Raw genomic sequence first — 22,051 nt, 5'->3', positions numbered from 1 at the left:
CAAAGGGCAGTAGAAAAGTCACTTCCTGCGCCTGATTGTTTCTGTTCATTATTTTGACTACCGTTAGATAAGTTAGAATTTTTATTTGCCATGATGAATGTACTGTGTAATTAAGATGATATTTTGGATTTATAAATCATCTAAAAATAACGTTTTTAATTTGAAAAAATAATTAGACAATAGAGACCATGTCTAGTGACTAAAAGTTAATCTTTAACAATTTTAAAATCTCCAATCTTACCGTTCCAGGTTTCACCATACGTGGTAAATTCGATGTACAAGATTTTACCATCAGTAATGTCAATGACATATCCTAAACCATGTTTTAAACCTTTGATCTCTATGTTTTCTTCACCGCTAAATAAGGCATTGATATCATCAAGCTGCAAATCGTCTGCTGCAGAGGAATAGTCAAAATTGACCAGCAATCCAGCGCCAGTACTTTTCCGTTCGGTAATAATTAAACAGGAAATGTGAGATTTTAAAGAAGGATATTTTTGAATCAGACCGTCTAATAGTGTTGATTCAAGTTTGTTTAATTGTTCCATAATTTAAGTGATTTTAGAATTTACGGTTTGGTCCATTTAATTTTTACGGCTGAAATTTTTTCCAGTTCAATCCGTTGGTCAGCGAGAATGTTGAAATCACATTTTACGTAAAATTTTAAAGGGGATTTGTAAAATTCCCCGTTCTTTTTTATATCATTATCGTGATCGATTACCCAACCATTTAAAACCGGTTCGTGCTGTTTGAGCTCGTCGAGCATTTTTCGTCCAAAACCTTTTCCTTGTAACGTTTCAGTTAAAATGATGGCGAACCATTTTTCATCATCTCTGGTGAACGTAGAAGCCCAACCTAAAATATTACTTTCATTATCTTTCCATAAATAATAGGTGAGGTCAGTAAGATTTTGTAGATAAACGTCGAAATAAGCCAAACTGTGGTAAGCCAGTTTTACTGGATATTGACTGTTCCACAAAGCAAGAACTTGTGACCTTTCTTCTGTGCTGAGTTTAGTAGTTCGTGTTATTTTCAAAACGTGGATTATGTTCCGTGAATTTTGGCGCGTACCATGATGCTAAAATAGTAATATTTAGGTCTCAATGATTGAATGAGGAATTATTTATTTTTAAGCCGTTGGGATTTCTGGAAATGGTACCTACCTGAACTCTTAGCCCAGATCGCAGTGGAAATCCCGGAATGAGGCGCGAGCCGCAAAGCGGAGAGTGCCGAATGAGGAATTGAAGCGGAGAGCTGGATGGGTTTTCTAAGAAGCAAAAATCTTGTTGCTCCTTATTCAAAGCATTTTGAATTTGAAAAAAATAAGCAAAAAAAATCTCCGCAAGAGCAGAGATTTAATTTTTTATTGTGGATCAACGGTCTTACGCCAGTCGGTTTTGAACGTACAATCTTTGTATCGATCGTTGATGGAAATAAATATATTGGGCAGTTTTTCTTTGACCCATTTTTCGACCATTTCGTTTTTCTTTTTGTTGAGCGCCATCTGCTTGATTCGGTTGTAATCGGTAGAGATATCTAGTTTGTGCGCTGCGATTACGTCATCGATTTTGATGATGGTAACTGTTTTGCGCTCTTGGTCAGCCTCGTCCTGAAACACGTCTGTAATATCGCCTTTGTTATGTCCGGCAATCTGGTAAGACACCGTTGGTGGAAGGTTCAATTTCTCAATTTTATCTGAACCATCTTCTGGCGAAGTTACGATACCCGCATTAAACTTGGTTTTTTTATCATCTGAAAATCGGAACGCTGCGTCTTTAAAACTCATTTTCCCGTCAATGATTAAGGTTCGGATACTATCTAATTCTTTTTTTGCTGCGCTCAATTCTGCCTCGTTCGGTTCAGCTTTTAAAAGGATATGTCTGGCGTCATATTGCTTTCCGCTTTTCTTCACGAGTTGAATTAAGTGATACCCAAAATCTGATTCTACAGGATCAGACATTTCGCCTTCCTGTAAATTTAGTGCTGCTGCTTCGAAAGGTTTTACCATTTTACCTTTGGAAATATTAGTATATAAACCACCTTTCGCAGCTGAGCCTGGATCGTCTGAATAAATTCGAGCTTGGCTTTCAAAACTTTCGCCACCCAGAATATCCTGCTTTATTTTATTGAGTCGCGCAATGATTTCATCCTTATGCTCATTGGTCAATTTAGGAAACATGGTGATTTGAGAAAGTGAAACTTCATCTTTCACTTCAGGAAGTTGGTATTGAAACGTGGTGAAGAAATCGGTTACTTCATTCGGAGTAACATCGGCTTTCTCCGTGATTCTTGCGTATTTACTTTGTCCGTAATAGTTGTCGCTGTCAATTTTTTCGATGGCATTTTTCATCTCGAAAGACGTTCGGAATTTGTAGGTCGTCAACATGGCACGTTCATCTGGGAATTGTCCTAAAATCTGCGCATATTTTTGATTCGCATTATCCTTAATCGCCGCAGAACGATTTTCGATCAGCGTGTCTCTTTTCGCTTCATAGATTAACAATTTATTATTGATGATACTTTCAACAAATTCACATTTGTCTGCAACCGTGGCTCCTTGCTGCTTTGCGAAGTTTGCCTGATCTTCTATATCGGATTCCAAAATAATTTCATCACCTACCACTACTGCAATCCCATCGATTAAATCTCCTTTTTTCAGTTGGGTTTGCGCATTGCCTAAATTGCTGAAAAACACAAGCAGTAAGCTAAAGAGCAGGGTGAATTTTACATTCTTGTTCATATCTATTTTTTATCAATCTGCAAAATTATCATTCTAAACGAAATAACTTGCATTTTTTGTTATAATTATTTCTTAAAATTCTTTTCTAAATCCTTTAAAAACTCTGGTTGAACTACAATTTTTGTTTTTGCTTTTTGTAGCGCGATGATTTCGTTTAGTTTTTTCTCATTCACTGCATCTTTCAATTCTTCGATGGCTTCTGCCTGAGTCATCTGCGACGGCGCGAGAATTTTATCAATTGAAATCACCAAAGATTTATCACCCATTTTTGTTTGATGAACTCCAGGTTTGAAAGGGACGTTGTATTTGGTGAAAACTTCAGCATCTTTCGACATTTCTCCTTTTTCAAAATTAACAAGAACTTGCTTTTTGTCATTCAACTTTCCGGCGAATTTCGATTTCAAAGCTTCCCAACCTTTAGCATCTTTTATTTCTTTTGAAATTTCCTTGGCTAATTTTGGATCGTCCATAATAGCTACTCTACCTTCTGCTCTTTCATCCCAAAAATATTTTGCTTTATTTTGATTGTAATGCTCAGTCAACCATTCTGGGTGTTTTGTAATTTCTTCTGTTAAATATTTTGAAAAGATATAATCTGAGAAAAGTGATTTTTTAAAGGCCAACATTTCCTCTTTAACATTTTTAAGCTTGGTGAAGTTTTTACTGTACACTCTCAAAACTTCTTGTGCATTAATATTCTCAATCGCATCTGCCCAAACGGCTGGAGTTAATTTCGCGGCGTCTTCTTTTTTGTCACCAATGAGTTCTTTAAGGAATCCAGCAGTTACTTTTTCATTCTGATATTGAAAAAGAACTTCGCTGTCCTTGGCTGCCATTAAATTTGCAAACGATTTCTTGATTTGTTGAAATGCTGGAAACTCTTTGTAAGAAGGATCTGTTTTTAAATATGCCGTCATTTTATCCTGTAAAACTTCAGCGTAAAGAGAATTGTTCATCTCTCGTAAATAGAATGCTCGATTCTTATCAGTTAAAATGTAAGGTTCTACATTATAGATATTAAAAATAAAATAACTCTCGCCAAAAAGGATTGGTTCAGGAGTATAATAACCTGATTTCTTTCCTTTAAAGGATTCATAAACTTCGTTTGGCAAAGTCGGCGAACCCATTATTACACCACCATTATCTTTCTCATTTTCGTTCGATCCGTATAATTTGGCAACTTCCTGAAAGGTTTTTCCTGCTTTTAAATCCTTGTAAATTTTATCTTTAACGGAATCAGAATTAGCATCTTTAGGAAAAGAAATGGTGCCGAAAATCATATATCCCAAACTAGGTCTGGAATTAAGAACTTTCGCAAACCCGACATAAGAGGCAGTGTCGAAAAATTTGGTCATCGTATTATTTGGCAACGTCTTGATCTCTGAATACATGTCATTGTCAAGCGAGCCTGGCTTAATATAAATCGCTTCTGGTTTCGCTTTCGTGTATTTTGAAATTGCCTCATCCATTGTCAATTTACCCGATTTTACGTCGTTGTAAACTTGTCGGTAGTCAACGGTATCTCCAGCTGTTTTTTCCAAAATAAAGATCTGAACTTCTTTTTCGAGTTGATTATCTTTAACGTAACTGCTTAAAACAGGATCAATAATCTGGGAAGGAAAAAAATATTTGGTTCGCAGCTCTACTTCTCTGTCAGACATTTTTTCTCGGAAATAAGTCAAGGTATCTGCTTTCTTTTCTGCGGCAAATTGCTGAAACAAATAGAAATTCTGCGTGGTTTTAATGGTGTTTTCAACTCCCGCATTTTCTAACCCGTACACATTCTCTTTCTTGAATTGGTCCAGGGAAATACTGTCTTTCCCGACAATCATATATTGGGCAGACATTCCACCACCGAAAACCATTATCATCAATGCTCCAACTATTTTTCTCATATTTTTATCTGTCATTTTTTAAAAATTATTGTATTTCCCGTGCTTTAATTTCATCGTTGACTGCTTTATAACTCATCCATTTGGTCACTAAGGTAGGTGCGAAAAATAAAGGAAAGAAGGTGAAAAAGCTAAAACCTTTTTTTATGGTTGTTAATATCGCAACACAGACCATCAACGCAATAAGAATAGCAAAAACCATTAATAATGATTTCCTTGATCGCTGCTCTTTCGCCAGTTCTAAGGCGGTCATCAAAGATAGTTTTCCGTTTTTAGCTTGGTTAGGTTTCATCGCTATTTTATTATTATCACTCATCTATTTCGATTCAATCGAATACGAAATAGTAAGACTGTTTAGGCTGAGGAAAGTTAAACGTTAACTTCAAAGGTGGTCAATTCCTTAAAGCTTTGGATTCTGGCGAGCATTTCACTTTCTGTAACTTCTTCCAAACGCTGGGTTCCGAATTTTTCTACGGTAAACGAAGCCATGGCAGAACCGACAGTTAGTGCAGATTTCATGGTTTCAAAGGAGAAATCTTTTTTTCGTGCTAAATAGGAAGCAAATCCTCCGGCAAAAGTATCTCCCGCTCCTGTTGGATCGAAGACGTCCTCTAACGGTAAGGCTGGGATGGCAAATACTTTACCTTCGTGAAATAATAAAGCTCCGTGTTCTCCCTTTTTGATAATCACGAATTTTGGACCCATTTTGTGGATCTTCTGGGCTGCTTTTACTAAAGAATATTCTCCCGAAAGCTGTCGTGCTTCTTCGTCATTAATTGAAATAACATCGGTCTTGCCAATCATTTGTTGTAGAAGATCCATCGCCGTGTCCATCCAGAAATTCATGGTGTCCAGAATGATCAGTTTCGGACGATTGCGCATTTTTTCTAAAACGGAAAGTTGAACGCCAGGATGAAGATTACCTAAGAGTAAAATCTCGGCATCTTGCATTGATTCTGGGATTTTAGGATCGAAGTTTTCTAAAACATTCACTTCCGTAACCAAAGTATCTCTTGAATTTAAATCGTTGTGGTATTTACCGCTCCAGAAAAAAGTTTTCCCTTCTTTGATGATTTCGATACCTTCGATATTGATACCTCGATTGGTGAGCATATCTAAATTACTCTGTGGAAAATCACCACCAACTACGGAAACAATTCCAGATTCGATACCTAAAATAGAAGAAGCTATACTAATATAGGTTGCAGCGCCACCTAGAATTTTATCTGTTTTTCCAAAAGGAGTTTCAATCGCATCGAAGGCAACTGAACCTACAACTAATAATTTCATATCTAATTGTTTATTATGTCTTATAAAAACGGACTTTGTACTCATAGGATCACCTCCTATTCCTTGTTAAATCGCCACTTGGTGCCGCTTGTTGTTTAATAATTAAATCTAATCTAATTTTTCCACTCAAAAGTTTCGATTAAATGGAGCATATCATTTTTAATATAATCCACAGCCGGAGCCAGCGAATCGGGTTTTGGTCTCGTACTGAAATACAGATTTGCAGTAAGATAATGTCGCGTAGAATCGGTTACAAAAAACTGCAGATTCGAGGCACTTTGACCTTTTAATTCATAGAAATTACCAAAAACTCTCCGCTCGGGGAAACTGAAAGATTTGGTGTCGATGGAACTGGCTTTGATGGTATGTTCGTAGACCATTTTCTCAGATTCTTTCACGTGTAAATCAAAATCATTTTTGATGGGAAAATAGGTGATAAAAACTTTGGCTTTCATCTCTGGATACTCAATATAGTACCAGCACGGATTTTTCGCCTCCTTTACGTTTGCGAAATCGGAGTACTCAAAGCCAAAATTACACGGAGAAGTAAATCTTTGATATTTCGCGACCGGATATTCTAAACGAAGTTCACCAGAAGGTTTTGGCTGTGCCTCGTCTGAACAAGAAAGCAGTGCAAATCCTAAAAAAGTGAAAATGAGTTTTTTAAACATTGCGCAAAAATACGAATTAGTTTTAAATTCTTGGTAAAGATAATTTGGTTAGAATTCAGTTCTGCAAAAGGAACCTTTTCTTCTTTTCAAGATGATGCTGTTCAGCAAATTTAAGATTTTAAACTCGCGCTGATTTTGGGAATTGAGCGGGTTTTATAATTATGCTTATTAAAAACTGGTGGGAACTGCACAAACTGCTTGGAAACTTTTTAGTCAACAATGAAAGAATTTAAACCATTAAGTTTTCAATTAAGAAGTTAATGTTCATTAAGATTTCCGCCGGAAATTGAAGTCTGCTTACATGATATTAATTTTTCTGCATTCTATTTAAAATTTAGTAGTACATCAAAAAGCGTCGGGATTTTAGGGTGTAAGACTTCAGCTTTCAATTAAACATTTGAGGTGTTTTTAAATAGGTTAGTCAGATAGTTTTCCAAAGGTTTAGGGAAGGATTTAAGATGCGATTCTTCTTCATTAATGATCGTAAAACCATTTTCGCTCGCAAATTCGGTGAAAACATCCTGTGACTCTAATCTTATATGACTGATCTGAATGGTTAAGTTTTTATGCGTCAATTTGTGGGCAATGGTTTTCTGCTTAGTGATGAACTGCTCCCACTCTACCGGAAATTCAATCGGAAATTCGTACAGTTTTTTCCAGATGAAATCGTCTTTTCTTTGTCGGATTAAAAATTGCCCTTCAAATTCAACAAAAGAATAATGCAGTTCTAAATCTGTGGCTTTTACCTTCTTAGTTTTCACCGGGAAATTTGGAATTTTTCCTAAATTAAAAGCGAGACATTCTTTATTTAAAGGACAGGATTCGCACAGCGGATTTCGGGGTTTACAGATTTCGGAACCTAAATCCATCATCGCCTCGTTGAAATGTCCAGCTTCGTTTTCCGGCATCATCTTTAAGGCTAATTCAGAAAAATAGTGAAAAGCTTTTGAATTTGATATATCAAAATCATCCGCAAAAACACGAGATAAAACTCTGTAAAAATTACCATCAACGGCCGCGATATGTTTTCCGAAACAAATGCTCGAAACCGCTGCAGCAGTATATTTGCCAACGCCTTTTAACTTTAAAATATCATCATGTTCGGTTGGGAAAACGCCATCGAAATCATTAATGATTTGTAAGGCTGCCTTGTGTAAATTTAAAGCTCTGGAATAATAGCCGAGACCTTTCCAATACAGTAGAACATCATCAGTTTGGGAAGAGGCTAAAGTCTGAACATCGGGAAATCGCTCTATAAAATTGCGATAATGATTTAAACCTTGTTCAATACGCGTTTGCTGAAAAATGATTTCGCAGATCCAAATCTTGTATGGATCGCTGGTTTTTCTAAAGGGTAAATCTCTGCCATGGATTTGATACCAATCGAGCAGTTTCCTACCAACATAAAGAAAATCAGCATTTTGTTTTTTTGTTTTCAAAAATTCTTATTATATTTGCACACCAAAAATATAAATAAAAAAAGGAAATGACAAAGGCAGAATTGGTAAACACCATCTCAAATAAATTGGGAACTGAAAAGAATGAGACCCAGAAAGTTATAGAAGCTTTTATGCAGGAGATCAGAACATCAATGTACAACGGAGATAATGTATATCTAAGAGGATTCGGTTCATTTATCATCAAAACCAGAGCAGCAAAAACAGGAAGAAACATTTCGAAAAACATCGCAATTGAAATCCCTGCTCACAATATCCCAGCCTTTAAGCCTTCAAAAACTTTCGTAGAGAAAATCAAAGTGAAGGTGCCAGTTACACAATTAACTAAAGAAAAAATATAAGTTACACACAAAAAATTTAAATTATGCCAAGCGGAAAGAAAAGAAAGAGACACAAGGTAGCGACCCACAAAAGAAAGAAAAGAAGAAGAGCAAACAGACACAAGAAAAAATAATCTCTTTGCGATTTACAATATAACAATATAGTTGGTGTATTTATAGGTATAAATTTCACCGGCTATATTTTTGTTTTAATCATCCTCACCAAACTGTAGTGCAAAAGTTTTAAATCAAAACATTAAATTTGCGCAAAATGATAAAACAAAACCCAGAAACTATTAAAAAATTAAGCAGCTAGAATTGATTTTTTCAGAATTTCTTAACCGCTTATTATTTTTAATCCCTTATCAACAGAATGAAGAAAGAACTGATTATATCACATGAAGATGAGCAATCGAAGATTGCCTTGCTGGAAGACGGACGGCTTCTTGAACTCCACGAACAGGAGGACAAAAGTGATTTCGTAGTCGGCGACTTATTTATCGGTAAAGTTAAAAAACTCGCACCTAACTTAAATGCGGCATTCGTTAGCATTGGTTATGAAAAAGATGCCTTTTTGCATTATCAGGATCTAGGTCCACAATTTCTTACCTACAAAAAATTTCTACAAGACACGGTTTCCAAGAAACAACAAAACTCATCGTTAAAGAATTTCGAAATTCAAAAAGAGATTAACAAAAACGGTGTGATTGATAAAGTCTTGGCAAAAGACGACAGCGTAATTCTTCAAATTACTAAAGAACCAATTTCTACCAAAGGTCCGAGAATTTCTACCCAGATTTCTTTAACCGGACGGTTTTTAGTTTTAATTCCTTTTGACAAAAGTGTTTCGATTTCGAAAAAAATCAACAATTATGAAGAAAAAGAAAGACTTAAAACATTAATTGAAAGCATTAAGCCTGAAGGTTTCGGTGTAATCATCAGAACTGTAGCGGAAGGTAAAAAAGTTGCTGAACTTCACAACGATATGAATCAATTGATTCAGAAATGGGAAACAACCTTCAAGAATCTTCAGAGAAATAAAGTACCGAGTAAAGTGTTGAGCGAAGAAGATAAAGCTTCCTCGATTTTGCGTGACAATTTTAACGCAGATTTCGTTTCTATTATTTGTGATGATGAGCAAATGGTTGATGACATGCGTAATTATATCGAAGTCATCGCGCCAGAAAGAAAAAACATTGTTCAGTTTTACGACAAGCCAATTCCGTTAATGGAATACTACAACGTAGAAAAGCAACTGAAGCAAAGTTTTGGTAAACATGTTAACATCCCTAGTTCTAAAGGGGCTTATTTGGTGATTGAACACACCGAAGCGCTTCATGTTATCGATGTCAACTCGGGAAATAATCTTTCCTCGGGAGCAGGTTCATCCAACAAGGAACATGCTTTAACGGTGAACAAAATGGCAGCCACGGAAATCGCTCGTCAGCTCCGATTGCGAGATATGGGCGGAATTATCGTGATTGATTTTATCGACATGATAAATGCCGATCACCGACGAGATTTATATGAACATTTCAAAGAAGAAATGAGTCGTGATAAAGCGAGACACAAGATTTTGCCACCAAGCAAATTCGGTTTGATTCAATTGACCAGACAAAGAACACGTCCAGAAAAAGTCATCAAAACCAAGGAAGACAATCCTAATATCGATGGTGAAATATTAGCACCAATCGTGGTCGTAGAAAGAATGGAAGAAGTCATTCGAAATTTAATTCAGACCGAGAAAGGAAAACTATTTTTGCACGTACATCCTTTTGTAGAGGCTTATTTGACTAAAGGTTTGATGAGCGTACAAACAAAATGGTACTTGAAATACAAAAAATGGGTAACGATTATCCCGAGAGATTCCTTTAAATATTTAGAATACAAAATGGTGAATTCTAAGAAAGAAGAATTGATGAGTTATTCGAATTAAGAAGACCATCAACATCAAACAACATATCACTTCCGAGTCGTTTCGGAAGTTTTTTTTTGTTCTAAATTAAAAGTTTTTTGAGTCAAGAATATTACTATATTTGATTAATTAATCATCATTAAAATTAATCACATGAAAATAAAAGTCCTTCTTATCGTTGCCCTCTTTTCCTTTTTAAATTCTTACGGACAAAGTTTCGAAAAATTACTTTATTCGAAAAAAGATAAGCCAACGGTGCTCATTAATAAAAACATTATTGCCAATTTTGAATTGATTGAGCAGATTCCCGACAGTAAAATCATCAAGATGGAAGTAATGAAAACTGCTCAAAAAGAATTGGATCAATATGCGAAAACTTATCCCAACCTTGGTGAGTACGGCTTAATACTCGTCGAAATGACTTTCGGAAAATTAGACACCAAAACTCAAAATGAAATTAGAAAATTTCTGGACGCAGATACAAAAACAAAAATCTACATTGATGGTTTTTTATTAATGAATGAGGATTACGTAATTGCCACAAAAAGCATCAAAGAAATTGAATTCATCAGTCCAAACGAGCAAAACCTGAATGAAGAAAAAGTGATTAATATCTGGACTTTAGAGAAAGATAGACGATTAGGCGATTTAAAAATTGACAGCAAGCGACTGCAAAAAGCTCTTTAATCAAAACTCATAACAATTGAAAAAATGCCATTTGTTTTACTTTTCTTTGCTTTAGCACTTTTACTCGTAAATTCCTGCAGTAAAGAAGAATCAATTGAAAAAACCGCGATGAACACAGCCAACGAAAAAATAGTACAACAGTATTTTGACCACTTCAACAAACACGAATGGGAAAAAATGGCGAATCTATATTCCGAAACCGTCGAGTTCAAAGATCCATCACTCGGAGCTGGAATTGTAAAACAAACAAGGCAAGAAATTATCACCAAGTATTCCGAATTATAACAGACTTTTCCAGACTTGCATGATGAAGTGATTCAAATCTATCCATCTGGAAACCAACACATCATTGTGGAATTTATCTCCCGCGGAACTGCGCCTGATAATACTAAATTTGAGTTGCCCATCTGCACGATCTTCACCATCGAAAATGGGTTGATCACTAAAGATTTCACCTATTACGATAACTTGGATTAGGAGGAAGAAAAGTAATTGCAAAACGATAATCTTTAAGACGATTAATAATGCGGAAACCATTATATTTAGACTTTAAAGATTGAAATGAAAAACTTCGAAAACATTAAAAACCTTTTGCCACTCGGCTATCTTTATCTGGTCGTGCTGGGCGTTATAAAAGAGAGCATCGTATTTTACCAGTTAGGGATCAACATTATAAAATATTCGTCGGTGATGGATATTTTACTAAGCCCCATTGCGGTGATTACGTCTCACCCACTCATCATTTTTACTTTCTTACTTTTTTCCGTGTACCCCTTTTTTGTGGCGCGGATGTTTACAAAACACAGCGAAAAAAAATGGGTTCGCCTTACCTTTGGCATTAAAAAAAACAGACTTGAAATGAATGAGGTGGAAATTGAGAAGTATAAAAATACGCTTGTTATTTTTATGTTCGTTTTTATATATTTATCTCTGTTTTTGGGAATGGCTTTTCAACAGGGTTATATGACTTCTCAAGAGATTAAAAATGATCAATTAAAATACAAACATGAATTGTATTTTGTAACGGGAGAATCACAAACTGTAAAAATTATTGATAATAACAGCGAATATTTCTTCTACGTTGCCAAAGGAAATAAAAACATCAACATCATTCCGAAATTGTCCATTAAAAAGATCGAAATGATTGAAAATAAGATGCTGAACAATAAAAGAGATTAGTGGAAACTAGCATCTTAAATATTAAAAAACTGAGTAACATTCCCAGCGGTTCTGGGATTGCGAAATATGCTGAAGGTTATTATGTCATCAGTGACGATTCGCCGCATTTATTTTTGTTGAATAAGGAGTTTGATGTTGTTTCTAAAATCCTTATTTCGGATACAGAACATTTCAACGGAGATCGAATTATCAAATCAGAAAAGGCAGATTTTGAAACGCTGGAGATGATAGATGACAAGGAATTGGTTGTGTTTGGCTCTGGGTCAAAAATACCGCAACGAGATGTTTTTGTTCGCATACTACTGAACGATCCAGTCATCGTTGAAAAATACGATATTTCAAAATTCTACAATCATTTAAGAAGTTTACCGATTTTTGAGAATTCCGAATTAAATATTGAAGCCACGGCTTTTCGAGATGGGCAACTTTATCTTTTCAATCGCCGCAAGAATATCATTATTAAAGTTGACTATTCGCTTTTTTTAGAATTCATTAAAGGTGAAACGAGAGTTCCAGATTTAGAAATTCACGAATTTTCTCTGCCTAAAATTAAGGGAATAGAGGCCGGTTTTTCTGGCGCAACCACTTTACAAAATCAACCTACGATCGTTTTCACAGCTTCAGTAGAAGATAATATTAACGCCTATGAAGACGGCGAAATCCTGGGAAGCTTTATTGGAACGATTGATATTTCGAACAATATGATATCCGATCGATTCGATCACTGCGAAATCCCAATCGTCAATGAGAGCTTCAAAGTGGAATCGGTAACCATTGAAGAAGAAATTGCCGTCGGAAAAATAAAAGTTGTTTTGATTACTGACGATGATCAGGGCAGTTCAGCCATTATCGAGAGTATTATGTCCTGGTAAAATGACTTACCTAATTTCAGCAATATTGAAGAACACAGCATGAAAAATAAAATAATAGCCCTACTCCTTTTAATAAATTTTATTTCTTGCAAGACCGATGATCCTCATTTAAACCAGAAAATAAGTGCAGAAATTACCCAAACAAAACACTTAAATTTATCTAATGAAAAAAGCTTCGTCTGGGATGAATTGATTATTTTACATCCTTATTCCTCGATTGAGATGACTGAGAATAAGCATACAATTTCTCTTAGAAATGTCAGTAAAAACATTGAGCATTCGGATGACTTCAATTTGCTGGTCTTTTTAAAAAAGAAAAAAGCCGTAAAAAGCATTGAGTTAAAAAGGAATTTAGGGGATTTCGAGAATATCTATGATACCTTAATCCTTCAGAAAGACGCCAATTTCATACTGGTAGGCGAGATTTTTTCAGACAACCCAGCTCTATTTAAATTAAATAAAAAGTAAATCGACACCTAAAAAATGAAAAGCATCTGGACAGCGAATTACGAAAACAACGCGATTAAAATTATTAACACCTGGTTTGATGGCGAACCACTTTATGTAAATAACGACCTGCAGGATAAAAAGTTCGGACTAGTTTCCTCAAATTTAACTGGACATATTATCAACTCCAAAAACGAGAAAGAGCATATAAAAGCAACGATTTTCGGTTGGTTTAAAGTGGATTGTATTCTTTTTATCAGTGATAAAAAAATTGAATTAACAAAGGAGAAATAGATCAAAACTGATTTGAAACTTATCGTATGAAAAAAATATTAATACTAACTTTTACCACATTGATCTTAGTCTCCTGTGGAAAAAAAGAAAAATTAAACGAGGAAACTTTGACCCAAAAAGTCAAAGTTTTAAATGTGGGAACTTTCCACATGGGTTACACGACTGATCAGTATAAAAGTGAGTTTGATCCTAAACTAAAGGCGAATAAAGATCAGCTCGCAAATTTAAATCAATTACTGGCCGAATTTAAACCGACCATTATTCTGGTAGAAGCTGAGCCGAAAGAACAGGATGCACTTGAAAAAAACTATGCTGGATATTTAGTTGATCCCACAAAAGAAACGGCTTTTCAAAACGAAACGCAATTTATCGCTTTTGAGATCGGACGATTATCGCAGACCAAAAAGATGATTGGAATCGATAAACAGTTAGGCTATAATTATATGGGAATCGATGAACTTGCGCATGAAATTGAGGCGAAAACCTATTTAAACGGTCAGAAAGCAATTAAGAAAATATTAGAAAGTCTATATACAGAGCCTTTAATTAATCGGTTTATCAAAATGAATGAGCAAAGTTATTATGATGCGATGATTAATTTAAATGCCGATCTATTAACCTATGTCAACACGGAAGACAATTTCGAGGGCGCCGATGCGGCAGGAGATTTTTACTTGAGGAATTTGAAAATGTTTGCCAATATCAACCGGGTTAAAGTGAATGATAGCGACCGTATTTTAATTTTGTCGGGTAGTACGCACGCGGCGTTTTTCGATATGTTTATGAAAAGAAGTCCGAAATATGAATTGGTTCCCATTACGAATTATCTGAAATAACCTTTGATGTTGGAGACCACAATGGAATAATCTAAGAACTATTGAAGAATAGCATGAAGCTTGTCGAAATGAAAATTAGCATTGGTATTATTTGGAATATTTTTCATCTATGTTCCAAGCAAAGTTGTTGATTAAGGGCTATCTTCGGTAAACAAAATCGGCAATTTATTAATGAATCGCACTTCAACCAAATAAATAAGAGAAATGGATCAGAGAAAATTTTATGAAAAAAAAGAATATTATATTCCAATAGCAATCGCCGTCGGAATAGTGGTTGTCGGTTTACTCAAAACAATTTCAGGGTGATTCTTAAATTTTAGAAACTTTTCAACTTAGCGCAGGTACGAAGAATCAGCTAAATTCTATACATTCTCCAAGAGTTTGCAAATCGCTCTGATTTCATTAAAAATTATTTTTCTTAAAAGGCTAAATTTTCGATATATTTGTTTTCGAGTGACTGATTTGCCAACCGTTTAATATTGTTAAAATATCAAACGAACCTAAAATAAAATATCATAGACATGAATATAAAATTGAATTTAATCAGGCCACTATTTAACTTTGGAGTATTGGTTTTTTTATTGCTGACAAGTTTAAAATTAACAGGTCAAGAAAAGAAACCAGTCGATCTGAAGGACTTTAAAATAATCATTGAAAACACGGAAAAAGGAATTAAAATGCAGAGTTTGCAAGGAACTGCCTGGCTTAATTTAGAGTTCAGCATTCTCAACAATCAACCACAAGCAATCGACGAATATGGGATGACGAAACTCACTGACCTCTCTGCAGTCAAAGACGCCAAGCGGGCAGATTTCTTATTCACAATTAGCAAAATTAAAAATACGATTATCCTAAAAGGAATCGAAGGAACGGCTTGGACCGATCTGCGTTTTTCTTTGTCCGAAAATGGGAAACAAGAGATTAACCAATTCGGAATGCTGCCCTGAAAAAGCTCGTACCAACTGACATCAAAAATCATCGGGCTTAAAAACTCAGCAAAAAAACATCATTAACACCAGAATAACCCAACGTTGAGAGTAATTAAAATTACAGGAATAATAGTCTTAAGTTCGCTTGCAATCCTGGCTGGAGTTTATCTTTTTATAAAGTTCAAATCGGCCAACATTGAAGACAAAAAAAATCTCGAGCGATCTATAGACATTCAGGTCAATCAATTTATTGCTAAAGGAAATGCGTATGGAGTTGTTGTTGGCGTGGTAAAGGGTGACAAAGTATATCTAAAAGGATTCGGCACTGCTGAAAAAGGAAAAGGCATTTTACCTGATAGCACGACGATTTTCGAACTGGCTTCGACGAGCAAACTTTTTACAACCTCAACCTTGCAATTGCTGATTGATGAAGGTAAATTAAAGTTGGATGACCCCATTAAAATTCTCTTAAACGATAAAGTGATACTTCCAGCAAATGCCCAGAAAACTACATTGCGCCATTTAGCAACTCATCGGTCTGGCTTTCCCTCACTCCCAAACTCTTTTATAGCAAAAATGACGGACGATTCCAATCCTTATAAAGATTTGGTTACGCAAGATATTTATGATTACCTAAAGTCTTGCGAAGGAAAAAAGGCTGAAGGGATTTTTGACTATTCAAATTTTGGAATGGGTTTATTGGGTCATTTATTAGAACTAAAAACTGACGTGAAATATGAGCAACTGGTTAAAGAAAAACTACTTAAGCCACTTGGCATGACCCAAACTTTTGTAACGGTTAAGCCTGTTCATCAATCAAAAATTATTCAGGGATATGATGAAAATGGAAGCCCAACTCCAGTTTGGACTGATCATGTTTTAACGGGCGCTGGGTCTTTTTTATCGAATGGTAACGATATGGTGAAATTTGTAAAAGCCAATTTGAACGAGCGCGCTTCACCAATTTCTAAATCTTTATTGGCAACTCATCAGCAACAGTTCGACGGAGAAACGGGACTTGGCTGGATCTTGCCTTCGCAGGTTGATAAAATGTTAGGAAATGAAAATATGGTTTGGCACAGTGGCATGTCAGGCGGATATTCAAGTTTCATCGCCATCGACAAGGTCAACAACTACGGACTTTTTGTTTTAACCAACAAGTCGATTGATGTGACAAAGTTAGGAATGAAATTAACAGTTAAAGTGAGAACGCAATCCTGGAAAAAATAAATAAGTTTAGTTTTGCCCCCGCACTTTTAAAAACTTATCACCACAATTAAATTCTAAAAAAAACTTAAATGAAGGAAGAAGAACTATCGCAATTGACGGACAAAATACTGCTATTAGAACTAAAGAAAATAAAATCAACCAATATTGTTCACGCGGTATTATTTGGCGTTATGATCGGAGTTGCCACGTACAGTACCATTAAAAATGGATTTGGGATTTTAACGTTTTTTCCTTTCTTCTTCATTCCAATGCTCGCAAAAAACAGAACCAAGAAAAAAGCCTTGGAAGCGGAGGTGAAAAATCGAAACTTAACACTCTAAATTTCGGAGAATTTCAATTTCGCTCTTTCTTTGAGGTTTATCAAGTAGGTCTTTTTCAAATTGGTGCAGAGTCAAAGTACATTATTGGAAAGATTTAATTAACTTGAAGCTTATAATAAAAATCGAACTTATGAAAACAGCATCTTTAAGAAACGACCTTAATTACAATGAAGATAAAGTAGCCGTCACCGTAATGATGGAGACCGAATCATCCAAAGAAATTCGAATTCTTTTCAGGAAAGGCCAAACCATGAAAGAACACAAAGCGGGCTTTCCAATTACGGTGGAAATTCACGAAGGCGCTATTGAATTCGGCGTGAAGGGCGAAAAAATGTCTTTAAGGACGGGTGATTTAATTTCGCTGGAAGCCAATGTTCCGCACGATTTACTAGCTCAGGAAGATAGCATTGTCCGATTGACTTTATCAAAATTCGACAGTGTAGCGAGAGTGGAAAAAGTTATTGAATAAAATCAAAAGCATTCTTAAAATAAACGCTGCTCTAAAAACAGTCGATGAAGAGAATGAATCAACTTAGAGCATCAAAAATATAAAGCAGTTTTAATCTAAAATTAAAACTGCTTTTTTTGTTTAAAATGCAGCTGCAACATTTTTACTCAAATTTTTCATTTCATGTCTGTGCTTTTCGTACTTTAACATTCTTAAAATTTCACATCTGATCTGTTGGCCTGATATCTAAAATGGATAATTTTTTAGTAAAGATCGAAATTAAATTAAACTAGAAGTAATCATTTCATGAAAGATATTCAACGGCAAGACCTGGAAATCATCAGTCGACATAGCAATATCGATAAACCAGGAATTGCAAAAATCTTTACCGACGAAATTTACAACACCAGGGAAACCTGGCAGCATTTTTTGCGTTTGTTTTACATTACACTCGGGATTGGATTTACGGTCTCCGGAATAATTTTCTTTTTCGCCTATAATTGGGCTGACCTCAACAAATTTGTCAAAATCGGTCTGACAGAATTATTAATCGTTGCGACAACTTGCGTTGTACTTTTTGCGAAGCTGAGTAAAACTATTCGGAATATCATTCTCACTGGAGCTGCAGCTTTAGTCGGTGCTTTGTTTGCCGTTTACGGACAGATTTATCAGACTGGAGCGAACGCTTATGATTTCTTTCTAGGCTGGACGGTCTTCATTGCATTGTGGGTATTCATTTCAGGGTTTGCACCGTTGTGGCTGCTCTTTTTATTATTGGTCAACACTACTTTTTATTTTTATTCGCAACAGGTTGCTAAAGATTGGTCGCCCGTCTTCATTTGCACAGTGCTCTTTCTACTCAACGCTTCAGCAGTTATTGCAGCCGTTTTAGTTTCGAAATTTAAAAAAGATGTTGAAGTTCCAAAGTGGTTTTTAAACATCGTTTCCTTAGCCGCAATCACTTTTGCGACCATAGGAATGGTGCTTGGGATTTCTATTCCTGACAGCCCCAGTTTCCCTTTTTTAATTGGGATGGTGGTCATTATTTACGCCCTAGGAATATGGTATTCCTGGACTGAAAAGGCCGTTTTCTATTTTGCGGTGATTCCTTTTAGTATTATTATAATCATCTCTGCGATTATGTTGAAAAACTCACTGGATGAAGGAACGATCTTGCTTTTAGGTATTTTTATAATTGTCAGCATTACTTTGGTGATCAAGAATTTGCTAACCTTACAAAAGAAATGGAAAAATGAGAAATAAAGAAAACGTCCAAGAACTTCTTCAATATCTTCAAAGTAAAAGTCAAGCAAACCTAACTTTTGATGAAGACGCTATCGTAAAAGACTACGAGAAAAAAGAAGACAATCAGTCTTTAGCCATTAAAATATTATCGGTTCTCGGCGGATTGCTGGCGAGTATAGCCTTTATCGCTTTTCTGTTTGTCTCAAATCTTTTTGACTCGAAAACTGCCATGCTTATATTTGGAGGGATTTGTATCGCCGGCGCCTTGTTCTTAAATAGAATATCTGATAAAATAATTACCGATACCTTAAGTGTTTCTTCCTACCTCATCGGTTTTGTTTTAGTCGGAATTTCACTTGTAGATCAGGAAGCATCTAAAAGTGTCATTTGCATTATCTTTCTAGTCATTGCAGTACTAGCGCTCTTTATCGTTGATAATTACATGATGTCATTCGTGTCTCTTCTTATTATAAATGGTTCTATTCTGGCCCTAATTACTTTAAATGAATGGCATTTCCTTATTAATCTATATACTGCAATAATCGCTATTGTCCTTACTTTTATTTTCCTGACTGAAGCCAAATTCATGATGCAGAAAAACAGAATATCGCAATTGTATGAACCGCTCCGTTCCGCCTTGGTTTTCACCTTTTTAGGACTGTTAATCTACATTAGTAAATTCGGAATTGTGGAACTTTCGCCCGTCTTTAAAATTATTGTTTCCCTTGTCATTTTGTTTGCAATCCTTTATATCGTTTCTATTCTTTTTTCGATTTTAAAAATTACAAATATTAAACATAAAATAATGATCGCGGTTGCTACAGTACTTCTGTTGGCTCCGACCATCTATTCGCCGGCAATATCTGGTACCATCTTGATTATTCTGCTGAGTTTTCTGGTTAATTATAGGACGGGTTTCGCCTTGGGAATTATTGGATTTATTTATTCCATTTCCATGTATTACTACGATCTTCATTTCACCTTGCTTACCAAATCAATTATTCTTTTTTCTTCGGGAATTCTTTTTCTGATGATTTACCTGTTCACGCATAAAAAACTGATGTCTAATGAAAAAGTATAAATGGTATCTGATTCTTCTAAATTTGGTTGTTTTACTGGTCTACTTCAACTTTACTGTCTACAAAAAAGAAGAATTATTAAAGAATGGAAAACTGGTATTACTTGAGCTAGCGCCAGTTGATCCACGCTCCTTAATGCAGGGCGATTACATGATTTTACGGTATGAAATTTCCGAAAACTTCGATGCAGAAAAGTCACCAAAACGTGGCTATTGCATTGTTAAAATTGGATCCGACGGAATTGCTAGAAAAGTAAGATTTCAAAAAAACCTTACACCTTTAAAACCTGAGGAACATGCCATAGAATACAGTTCCTCCGACCCTTGGAACATGAATATTGGCGCCGAATCATTCTTCTTTCAAGAAGGCCAGGGCAAAAAATATGAGCAAGCAAAATATGGAGGTTTAAAAATAGATGACCGCGGAAACAGCCTTTTGTTTGGTCTTTATGATGAAAAAGCAAACCAGATTAAATAACCGTAAAATCCGCATTGCTTAAAAATTTTCCTCTTTAAATTAATAACAAAAGCGCGAATTCAATTTCGCGCTTTTCAATTTTTTATCAAAGATAATTCTAATTATCTATGAAGCCGTAGTCTTTTGCGTCTGCTCTGCCAAATAGTTAGAAATCACTTTATCAACCAATTCTTCTTTCGTCAAATGATGAAAAATCGTTTTCACCTGCTGCTTCACCTCTTCTGGAATCTCGCGATTTGGTTTTGTTTTAAAGACTTTTTTAGCCCAAACCAAAGTGTTGTTCCATTCAATTGCTTCTGCATTTGCTTTTTTTACAGGATGAAATTTAATTCCAAGTTCCCGTTCAAAATCGGCAATTTCCTTCACTTCTTCCTGCTGAATAATCGTCATCGAAAGTCCCTTCGCTCCTGCTCTACCTGTTCGTCCGCTTCGGTGAACATAGGCTTCATGCGTATCTGGCAAATGATAATTGACGACGTAAGCCAATTCTTTCACGTCAATTCCTCTGGCAACCAAATCTGTGGCAACCAAAATATCGATATAGCCTTCCCGAAACTGATCCATAATACGATCCCGAATTCCTTGCGTCAAACTTCCGTGCAAAGCTCCAGAAGAAATTTTACGAATTGCCAAATTTTTCGCCAGTTTATTCACAGCCGCTTTGGTTTTACAAAAAATAATTCCTCTGCCGCCCTCCTGAGAATTCAAGAAGTGCAAAAGCACATCTAATTTCTCAATCGGTTCTACCACGATATATTGGTGATCAATCCCTTCATGTCCGACAGTCGCCATATCAGCACTGATAGAAACGGCATTTTTCGACATATAATTATGAACAACATCTTTCAGTTCACCCGGCATGGTAGCACTGAATAAAAAGGTGCGTCTATTTTTCGGCATCGCTTTTAGGATCGGCATCAAGTCTTCTTTTAAAGCTTGAAACATTTCATCAGCTTCGTCTAAAACCAAATGTTTTACAGCTTTGATATCGACAGCTTCTTTCTCTAATAAATCTAAAAATCGACCTGGCGTCGCCACGATAATTTGCGGACTCGCTTTCAGTTCTTCCACTTGTGATTTCACCGTATTTCCGCCCGTGAGCAAAACCATAGTAACCTCTGGCAGATATTTCGCAAACTCAGTTAGGTTGGTATAAATCTGCTGGCTCAATTCTCGCGTTGGCGCTAAAATGACAGTTTGCACATTCTTGTTTTCCGCTTCTATAAGCTGTATTAGCGGCAATCCAAACGCGGCAGTTTTACCTGTGCCCGTTTTGGCAAGTGCCACCATATCTTCCGTTTCATTCAGAATTAAGGGAATCACTTGCTCCTGAATTTCAGTGGCAACCGTAATTTCTAAATCCTTTAAGGCGTTTTGAAGGGAATGAATAATTCCTAAATCAGAGATATGTGTAGACATGAACAATTTTTTGCAAAGATAACCACAGATTTCGGTAATCGCCTGAACTCCTGTTATAATTAAAAAAATTTTTCAAGTTGTAAGAAGAATAGTTATTTTAGGAGCAACCAGGTTTTCGCTTCTTTGAAAACACCAACCTGCTCTCCACTATATCTTTTTCTTTTGCCGCCGCATTTTCCCTTGGCAAAAAGAAAAAGGATGTCGTTTCGATGGTAAGTTTGTATTAAGAAAAATAATTAATAATTTGGTTAATAATATTAACCAAAGAGTAAAAGCAGCAGGATAAAGGCCGACGCTTCGTTGA

26 protein-coding genes are annotated in these 22,051 nt (G+C 35.7%); 17 read left to right on the top strand and 9 right to left on the bottom strand.

Going from position 1 to position 22,051, the window contains the following annotated elements; genetic code table 11:
• Window positions 1-206: 206 nt before the first annotated feature.
• From BMX49_RS08680 to mutY, 8 genes are all read right to left on the bottom strand, one after another.
• Complete coding sequence (locus BMX49_RS08680) at window positions 207-548, bottom strand: hypothetical protein (RefSeq protein WP_034719938.1); 342 nt, start codon at window positions 546-548, stop codon at window positions 207-209.
• A 20-nt stretch (window positions 549-568) separates the two neighbouring features.
• Window positions 569-1,036, bottom strand: a complete 468-nt coding sequence (locus BMX49_RS08675; RefSeq protein WP_034719936.1) for a GNAT family N-acetyltransferase — start codon at window positions 1,034-1,036, stop codon at window positions 569-571.
• A gap of 327 nt (window positions 1,037-1,363) precedes the next feature.
• Complete coding sequence (locus BMX49_RS08670; protein ID WP_034719934.1) at window positions 1,364-2,740, bottom strand: peptidylprolyl isomerase; 1,377 nt, start codon at window positions 2,738-2,740, stop codon at window positions 1,364-1,366.
• 65 nt (window positions 2,741-2,805) lie between these two features.
• Window positions 2,806-4,635: a hypothetical protein gene (locus BMX49_RS08665; protein ID WP_074726730.1), complete on the bottom strand. Its 1,830-nt coding sequence runs from the start codon at window positions 4,633-4,635 to the stop codon at window positions 2,806-2,808.
• 25 nt (window positions 4,636-4,660) lie between these two features.
• Window positions 4,661-4,948, bottom strand: coding sequence for a hypothetical protein (locus BMX49_RS08660; protein WP_034719932.1), 288 nt, complete (start codon window positions 4,946-4,948; stop codon window positions 4,661-4,663).
• A 53-nt stretch (window positions 4,949-5,001) separates the two neighbouring features.
• Window positions 5,002-5,922 carry a PfkB family carbohydrate kinase gene (locus tag BMX49_RS08655; protein ID WP_034719930.1) on the bottom strand — a complete coding sequence of 307 codons (921 nt, stop codon included), beginning with the start codon at window positions 5,920-5,922 and terminating at the stop codon, window positions 5,002-5,004.
• 113 nt (window positions 5,923-6,035) lie between these two features.
• Complete coding sequence (gene gldD, locus BMX49_RS08650; RefSeq protein ID WP_034719928.1) at window positions 6,036-6,593, bottom strand: gliding motility lipoprotein GldD; 558 nt, start codon at window positions 6,591-6,593, stop codon at window positions 6,036-6,038.
• A gap of 389 nt (window positions 6,594-6,982) precedes the next feature.
• A complete protein-coding gene (gene mutY, locus BMX49_RS08645; RefSeq protein ID WP_034719926.1) occupies window positions 6,983-8,032 on the bottom strand; it encodes an A/G-specific adenine glycosylase in 1,050 nt (349 codons plus the stop codon).
• A 47-nt stretch (window positions 8,033-8,079) separates the two neighbouring features.
• Between mutY and BMX49_RS08640 the strand changes: the two genes are divergently transcribed.
• From BMX49_RS08640 to BMX49_RS08565, 17 genes are all read left to right on the top strand, one after another.
• On the top strand, window positions 8,080-8,391 hold the full coding sequence (locus BMX49_RS08640; protein WP_034719925.1) for an HU family DNA-binding protein: 312 nt from the start codon (window positions 8,080-8,082) through the stop codon (window positions 8,389-8,391).
• A gap of 352 nt (window positions 8,392-8,743) precedes the next feature.
• Window positions 8,744-10,306 carry an Rne/Rng family ribonuclease gene (locus tag BMX49_RS08635; RefSeq protein ID WP_034719924.1) on the top strand — a complete coding sequence of 521 codons (1,563 nt, stop codon included), beginning with the start codon at window positions 8,744-8,746 and terminating at the stop codon, window positions 10,304-10,306.
• 132 nt (window positions 10,307-10,438) lie between these two features.
• Window positions 10,439-10,972 carry a hypothetical protein gene (locus BMX49_RS08630; RefSeq protein WP_034719922.1) on the top strand — a complete coding sequence of 178 codons (534 nt, stop codon included), beginning with the start codon at window positions 10,439-10,441 and terminating at the stop codon, window positions 10,970-10,972.
• A 24-nt stretch (window positions 10,973-10,996) separates the two neighbouring features.
• Window positions 10,997-11,257 carry a nuclear transport factor 2 family protein gene (locus BMX49_RS14785; RefSeq protein WP_198412576.1) on the top strand — a complete coding sequence of 87 codons (261 nt, stop codon included), beginning with the start codon at window positions 10,997-10,999 and terminating at the stop codon, window positions 11,255-11,257.
• Window positions 11,258-11,284: 27 nt separating this feature from the next.
• Complete coding sequence (locus BMX49_RS14780) at window positions 11,285-11,449, top strand: nuclear transport factor 2 family protein (RefSeq protein ID WP_198412578.1); 165 nt, start codon at window positions 11,285-11,287, stop codon at window positions 11,447-11,449.
• An 84-nt stretch (window positions 11,450-11,533) separates the two neighbouring features.
• On the top strand, window positions 11,534-12,151 hold the full coding sequence (locus BMX49_RS08620; protein ID WP_034719919.1) for a hypothetical protein: 618 nt from the start codon (window positions 11,534-11,536) through the stop codon (window positions 12,149-12,151).
• Window positions 12,151-13,023: a DUF6929 family protein gene (locus tag BMX49_RS08615; protein WP_034719918.1), complete on the top strand. Its 873-nt coding sequence runs from the start codon at window positions 12,151-12,153 to the stop codon at window positions 13,021-13,023. Before BMX49_RS08620 ends, BMX49_RS08615 begins: the two co-directional genes overlap by 1 nt.
• 39 nt (window positions 13,024-13,062) lie before the next feature.
• Window positions 13,063-13,491 (top strand): hypothetical protein, encoded by a 429-nt coding sequence (locus BMX49_RS08610; protein WP_034719916.1) that lies wholly within the window; start codon window positions 13,063-13,065, stop codon window positions 13,489-13,491.
• Between the two features lie 15 nt (window positions 13,492-13,506).
• The gene (locus BMX49_RS08605; RefSeq protein WP_034719914.1) at window positions 13,507-13,764 is read left to right on the top strand and encodes a hypothetical protein; all 258 of its coding nucleotides are present in this window, start codon (window positions 13,507-13,509) and stop codon (window positions 13,762-13,764) included.
• A gap of 26 nt (window positions 13,765-13,790) precedes the next feature.
• The gene (locus tag BMX49_RS08600; RefSeq protein WP_051803777.1) at window positions 13,791-14,600 is read left to right on the top strand and encodes a DUF5694 domain-containing protein; all 810 of its coding nucleotides are present in this window, start codon (window positions 13,791-13,793) and stop codon (window positions 14,598-14,600) included.
• 521 nt (window positions 14,601-15,121) lie between these two features.
• Window positions 15,122-15,547, top strand: coding sequence for a hypothetical protein (locus BMX49_RS08595; RefSeq protein ID WP_034719910.1), 426 nt, complete (start codon window positions 15,122-15,124; stop codon window positions 15,545-15,547).
• Between the two features lie 84 nt (window positions 15,548-15,631).
• Window positions 15,632-16,759, top strand: coding sequence for a serine hydrolase domain-containing protein (locus BMX49_RS08590; protein WP_034719907.1), 1,128 nt, complete (start codon window positions 15,632-15,634; stop codon window positions 16,757-16,759).
• A 68-nt stretch (window positions 16,760-16,827) separates the two neighbouring features.
• Window positions 16,828-17,079 (top strand): hypothetical protein, encoded by a 252-nt coding sequence (locus tag BMX49_RS08585; RefSeq protein ID WP_034719905.1) that lies wholly within the window; start codon window positions 16,828-16,830, stop codon window positions 17,077-17,079.
• 130 nt (window positions 17,080-17,209) lie between these two features.
• On the top strand, window positions 17,210-17,548 hold the full coding sequence (locus BMX49_RS08580; RefSeq protein WP_034719902.1) for a cupin domain-containing protein: 339 nt from the start codon (window positions 17,210-17,212) through the stop codon (window positions 17,546-17,548).
• A gap of 285 nt (window positions 17,549-17,833) precedes the next feature.
• Window positions 17,834-18,790 carry a DUF2157 domain-containing protein gene (locus tag BMX49_RS08575; RefSeq protein ID WP_051803775.1) on the top strand — a complete coding sequence of 319 codons (957 nt, stop codon included), beginning with the start codon at window positions 17,834-17,836 and terminating at the stop codon, window positions 18,788-18,790.
• Window positions 18,780-19,853, top strand: coding sequence for a DUF4401 domain-containing protein (locus tag BMX49_RS08570; protein ID WP_034719900.1), 1,074 nt, complete (start codon window positions 18,780-18,782; stop codon window positions 19,851-19,853). The genes BMX49_RS08575 and BMX49_RS08570 overlap by 11 nt, the downstream gene beginning before the upstream one ends.
• Window positions 19,840-20,328, top strand: coding sequence for a GDYXXLXY domain-containing protein (locus tag BMX49_RS08565; RefSeq protein ID WP_034719897.1), 489 nt, complete (start codon window positions 19,840-19,842; stop codon window positions 20,326-20,328). The genes BMX49_RS08570 and BMX49_RS08565 overlap by 14 nt, the downstream gene beginning before the upstream one ends.
• Window positions 20,329-20,433: 105 nt before the next feature.
• Here the strand turns inward: BMX49_RS08565 and BMX49_RS08560 are convergent, their stop codons facing one another.
• Window positions 20,434-21,747 (bottom strand): DEAD/DEAH box helicase, encoded by a 1,314-nt coding sequence (locus tag BMX49_RS08560; RefSeq protein ID WP_034719896.1) that lies wholly within the window; start codon window positions 21,745-21,747, stop codon window positions 20,434-20,436.
• Between the last annotated feature and the right edge of the window lie 304 nt (window positions 21,748-22,051).

This window comes from Kaistella antarctica, assembly GCF_900109615.1.
GTDB classification, from domain to species: domain Bacteria; phylum Bacteroidota; class Bacteroidia; order Flavobacteriales; family Weeksellaceae; genus Kaistella; species Kaistella antarctica.
The sequence above is the reverse complement of the archived record's forward strand: the minus strand, read 5'-3'. Positions and strand labels throughout refer to the sequence as shown.

Coding starts and splice junctions, on each gene's coding strand:
- BMX49_RS08610 (WP_034719916.1), top strand. CDS start 13,063: ATGAAAAATAAAATAATAGCCCTACTCCTTTTAATAAATTTTATTTCT.
- BMX49_RS08605 (WP_034719914.1), top strand. CDS start 13,507: ATGAAAAGCATCTGGACAGCGAATTACGAAAACAACGCGATTAAAATT.
- BMX49_RS08565 (WP_034719897.1), top strand. CDS start 19,840: ATGAAAAAGTATAAATGGTATCTGATTCTTCTAAATTTGGTTGTTTTA.
- BMX49_RS08660 (WP_034719932.1), bottom strand. CDS start 4,948: ATGAGTGATAATAATAAAATAGCGATGAAACCTAACCAAGCTAAAAAC.
- BMX49_RS14785 (WP_198412576.1), top strand. CDS start 10,997: ATGCCATTTGTTTTACTTTTCTTTGCTTTAGCACTTTTACTCGTAAAT.
- BMX49_RS08600 (WP_051803777.1), top strand. CDS start 13,791: ATGAAAAAAATATTAATACTAACTTTTACCACATTGATCTTAGTCTCC.
- gldD (WP_034719928.1), bottom strand. CDS start 6,593: ATGTTTAAAAAACTCATTTTCACTTTTTTAGGATTTGCACTGCTTTCT.
- BMX49_RS08595 (WP_034719910.1), top strand. CDS start 15,122: ATGAATATAAAATTGAATTTAATCAGGCCACTATTTAACTTTGGAGTA.
- BMX49_RS08635 (WP_034719924.1), top strand. CDS start 8,744: ATGAAGAAAGAACTGATTATATCACATGAAGATGAGCAATCGAAGATT.
- BMX49_RS08560 (WP_034719896.1), bottom strand. CDS start 21,747: ATGTCTACACATATCTCTGATTTAGGAATTATTCATTCCCTTCAAAAC.
- BMX49_RS08575 (WP_051803775.1), top strand. CDS start 17,834: ATGAAAGATATTCAACGGCAAGACCTGGAAATCATCAGTCGACATAGC.
- BMX49_RS08665 (WP_074726730.1), bottom strand. CDS start 4,635: ATGAGAAAAATAGTTGGAGCATTGATGATAATGGTTTTCGGTGGTGGA.
- BMX49_RS08620 (WP_034719919.1), top strand. CDS start 11,534: ATGAAAAACTTCGAAAACATTAAAAACCTTTTGCCACTCGGCTATCTT.
- BMX49_RS08680 (WP_034719938.1), bottom strand. CDS start 548: ATGGAACAATTAAACAAACTTGAATCAACACTATTAGACGGTCTGATT.
- BMX49_RS08580 (WP_034719902.1), top strand. CDS start 17,210: ATGAAAACAGCATCTTTAAGAAACGACCTTAATTACAATGAAGATAAA.
- BMX49_RS08670 (WP_034719934.1), bottom strand. CDS start 2,740: ATGAACAAGAATGTAAAATTCACCCTGCTCTTTAGCTTACTGCTTGTG.
- BMX49_RS08570 (WP_034719900.1), top strand. CDS start 18,780: ATGAGAAATAAAGAAAACGTCCAAGAACTTCTTCAATATCTTCAAAGT.
- BMX49_RS08630 (WP_034719922.1), top strand. CDS start 10,439: ATGAAAATAAAAGTCCTTCTTATCGTTGCCCTCTTTTCCTTTTTAAAT.
- BMX49_RS08640 (WP_034719925.1), top strand. CDS start 8,080: ATGACAAAGGCAGAATTGGTAAACACCATCTCAAATAAATTGGGAACT.
- BMX49_RS08655 (WP_034719930.1), bottom strand. CDS start 5,922: ATGAAATTATTAGTTGTAGGTTCAGTTGCCTTCGATGCGATTGAAACT.
- BMX49_RS08585 (WP_034719905.1), top strand. CDS start 16,828: ATGAAGGAAGAAGAACTATCGCAATTGACGGACAAAATACTGCTATTA.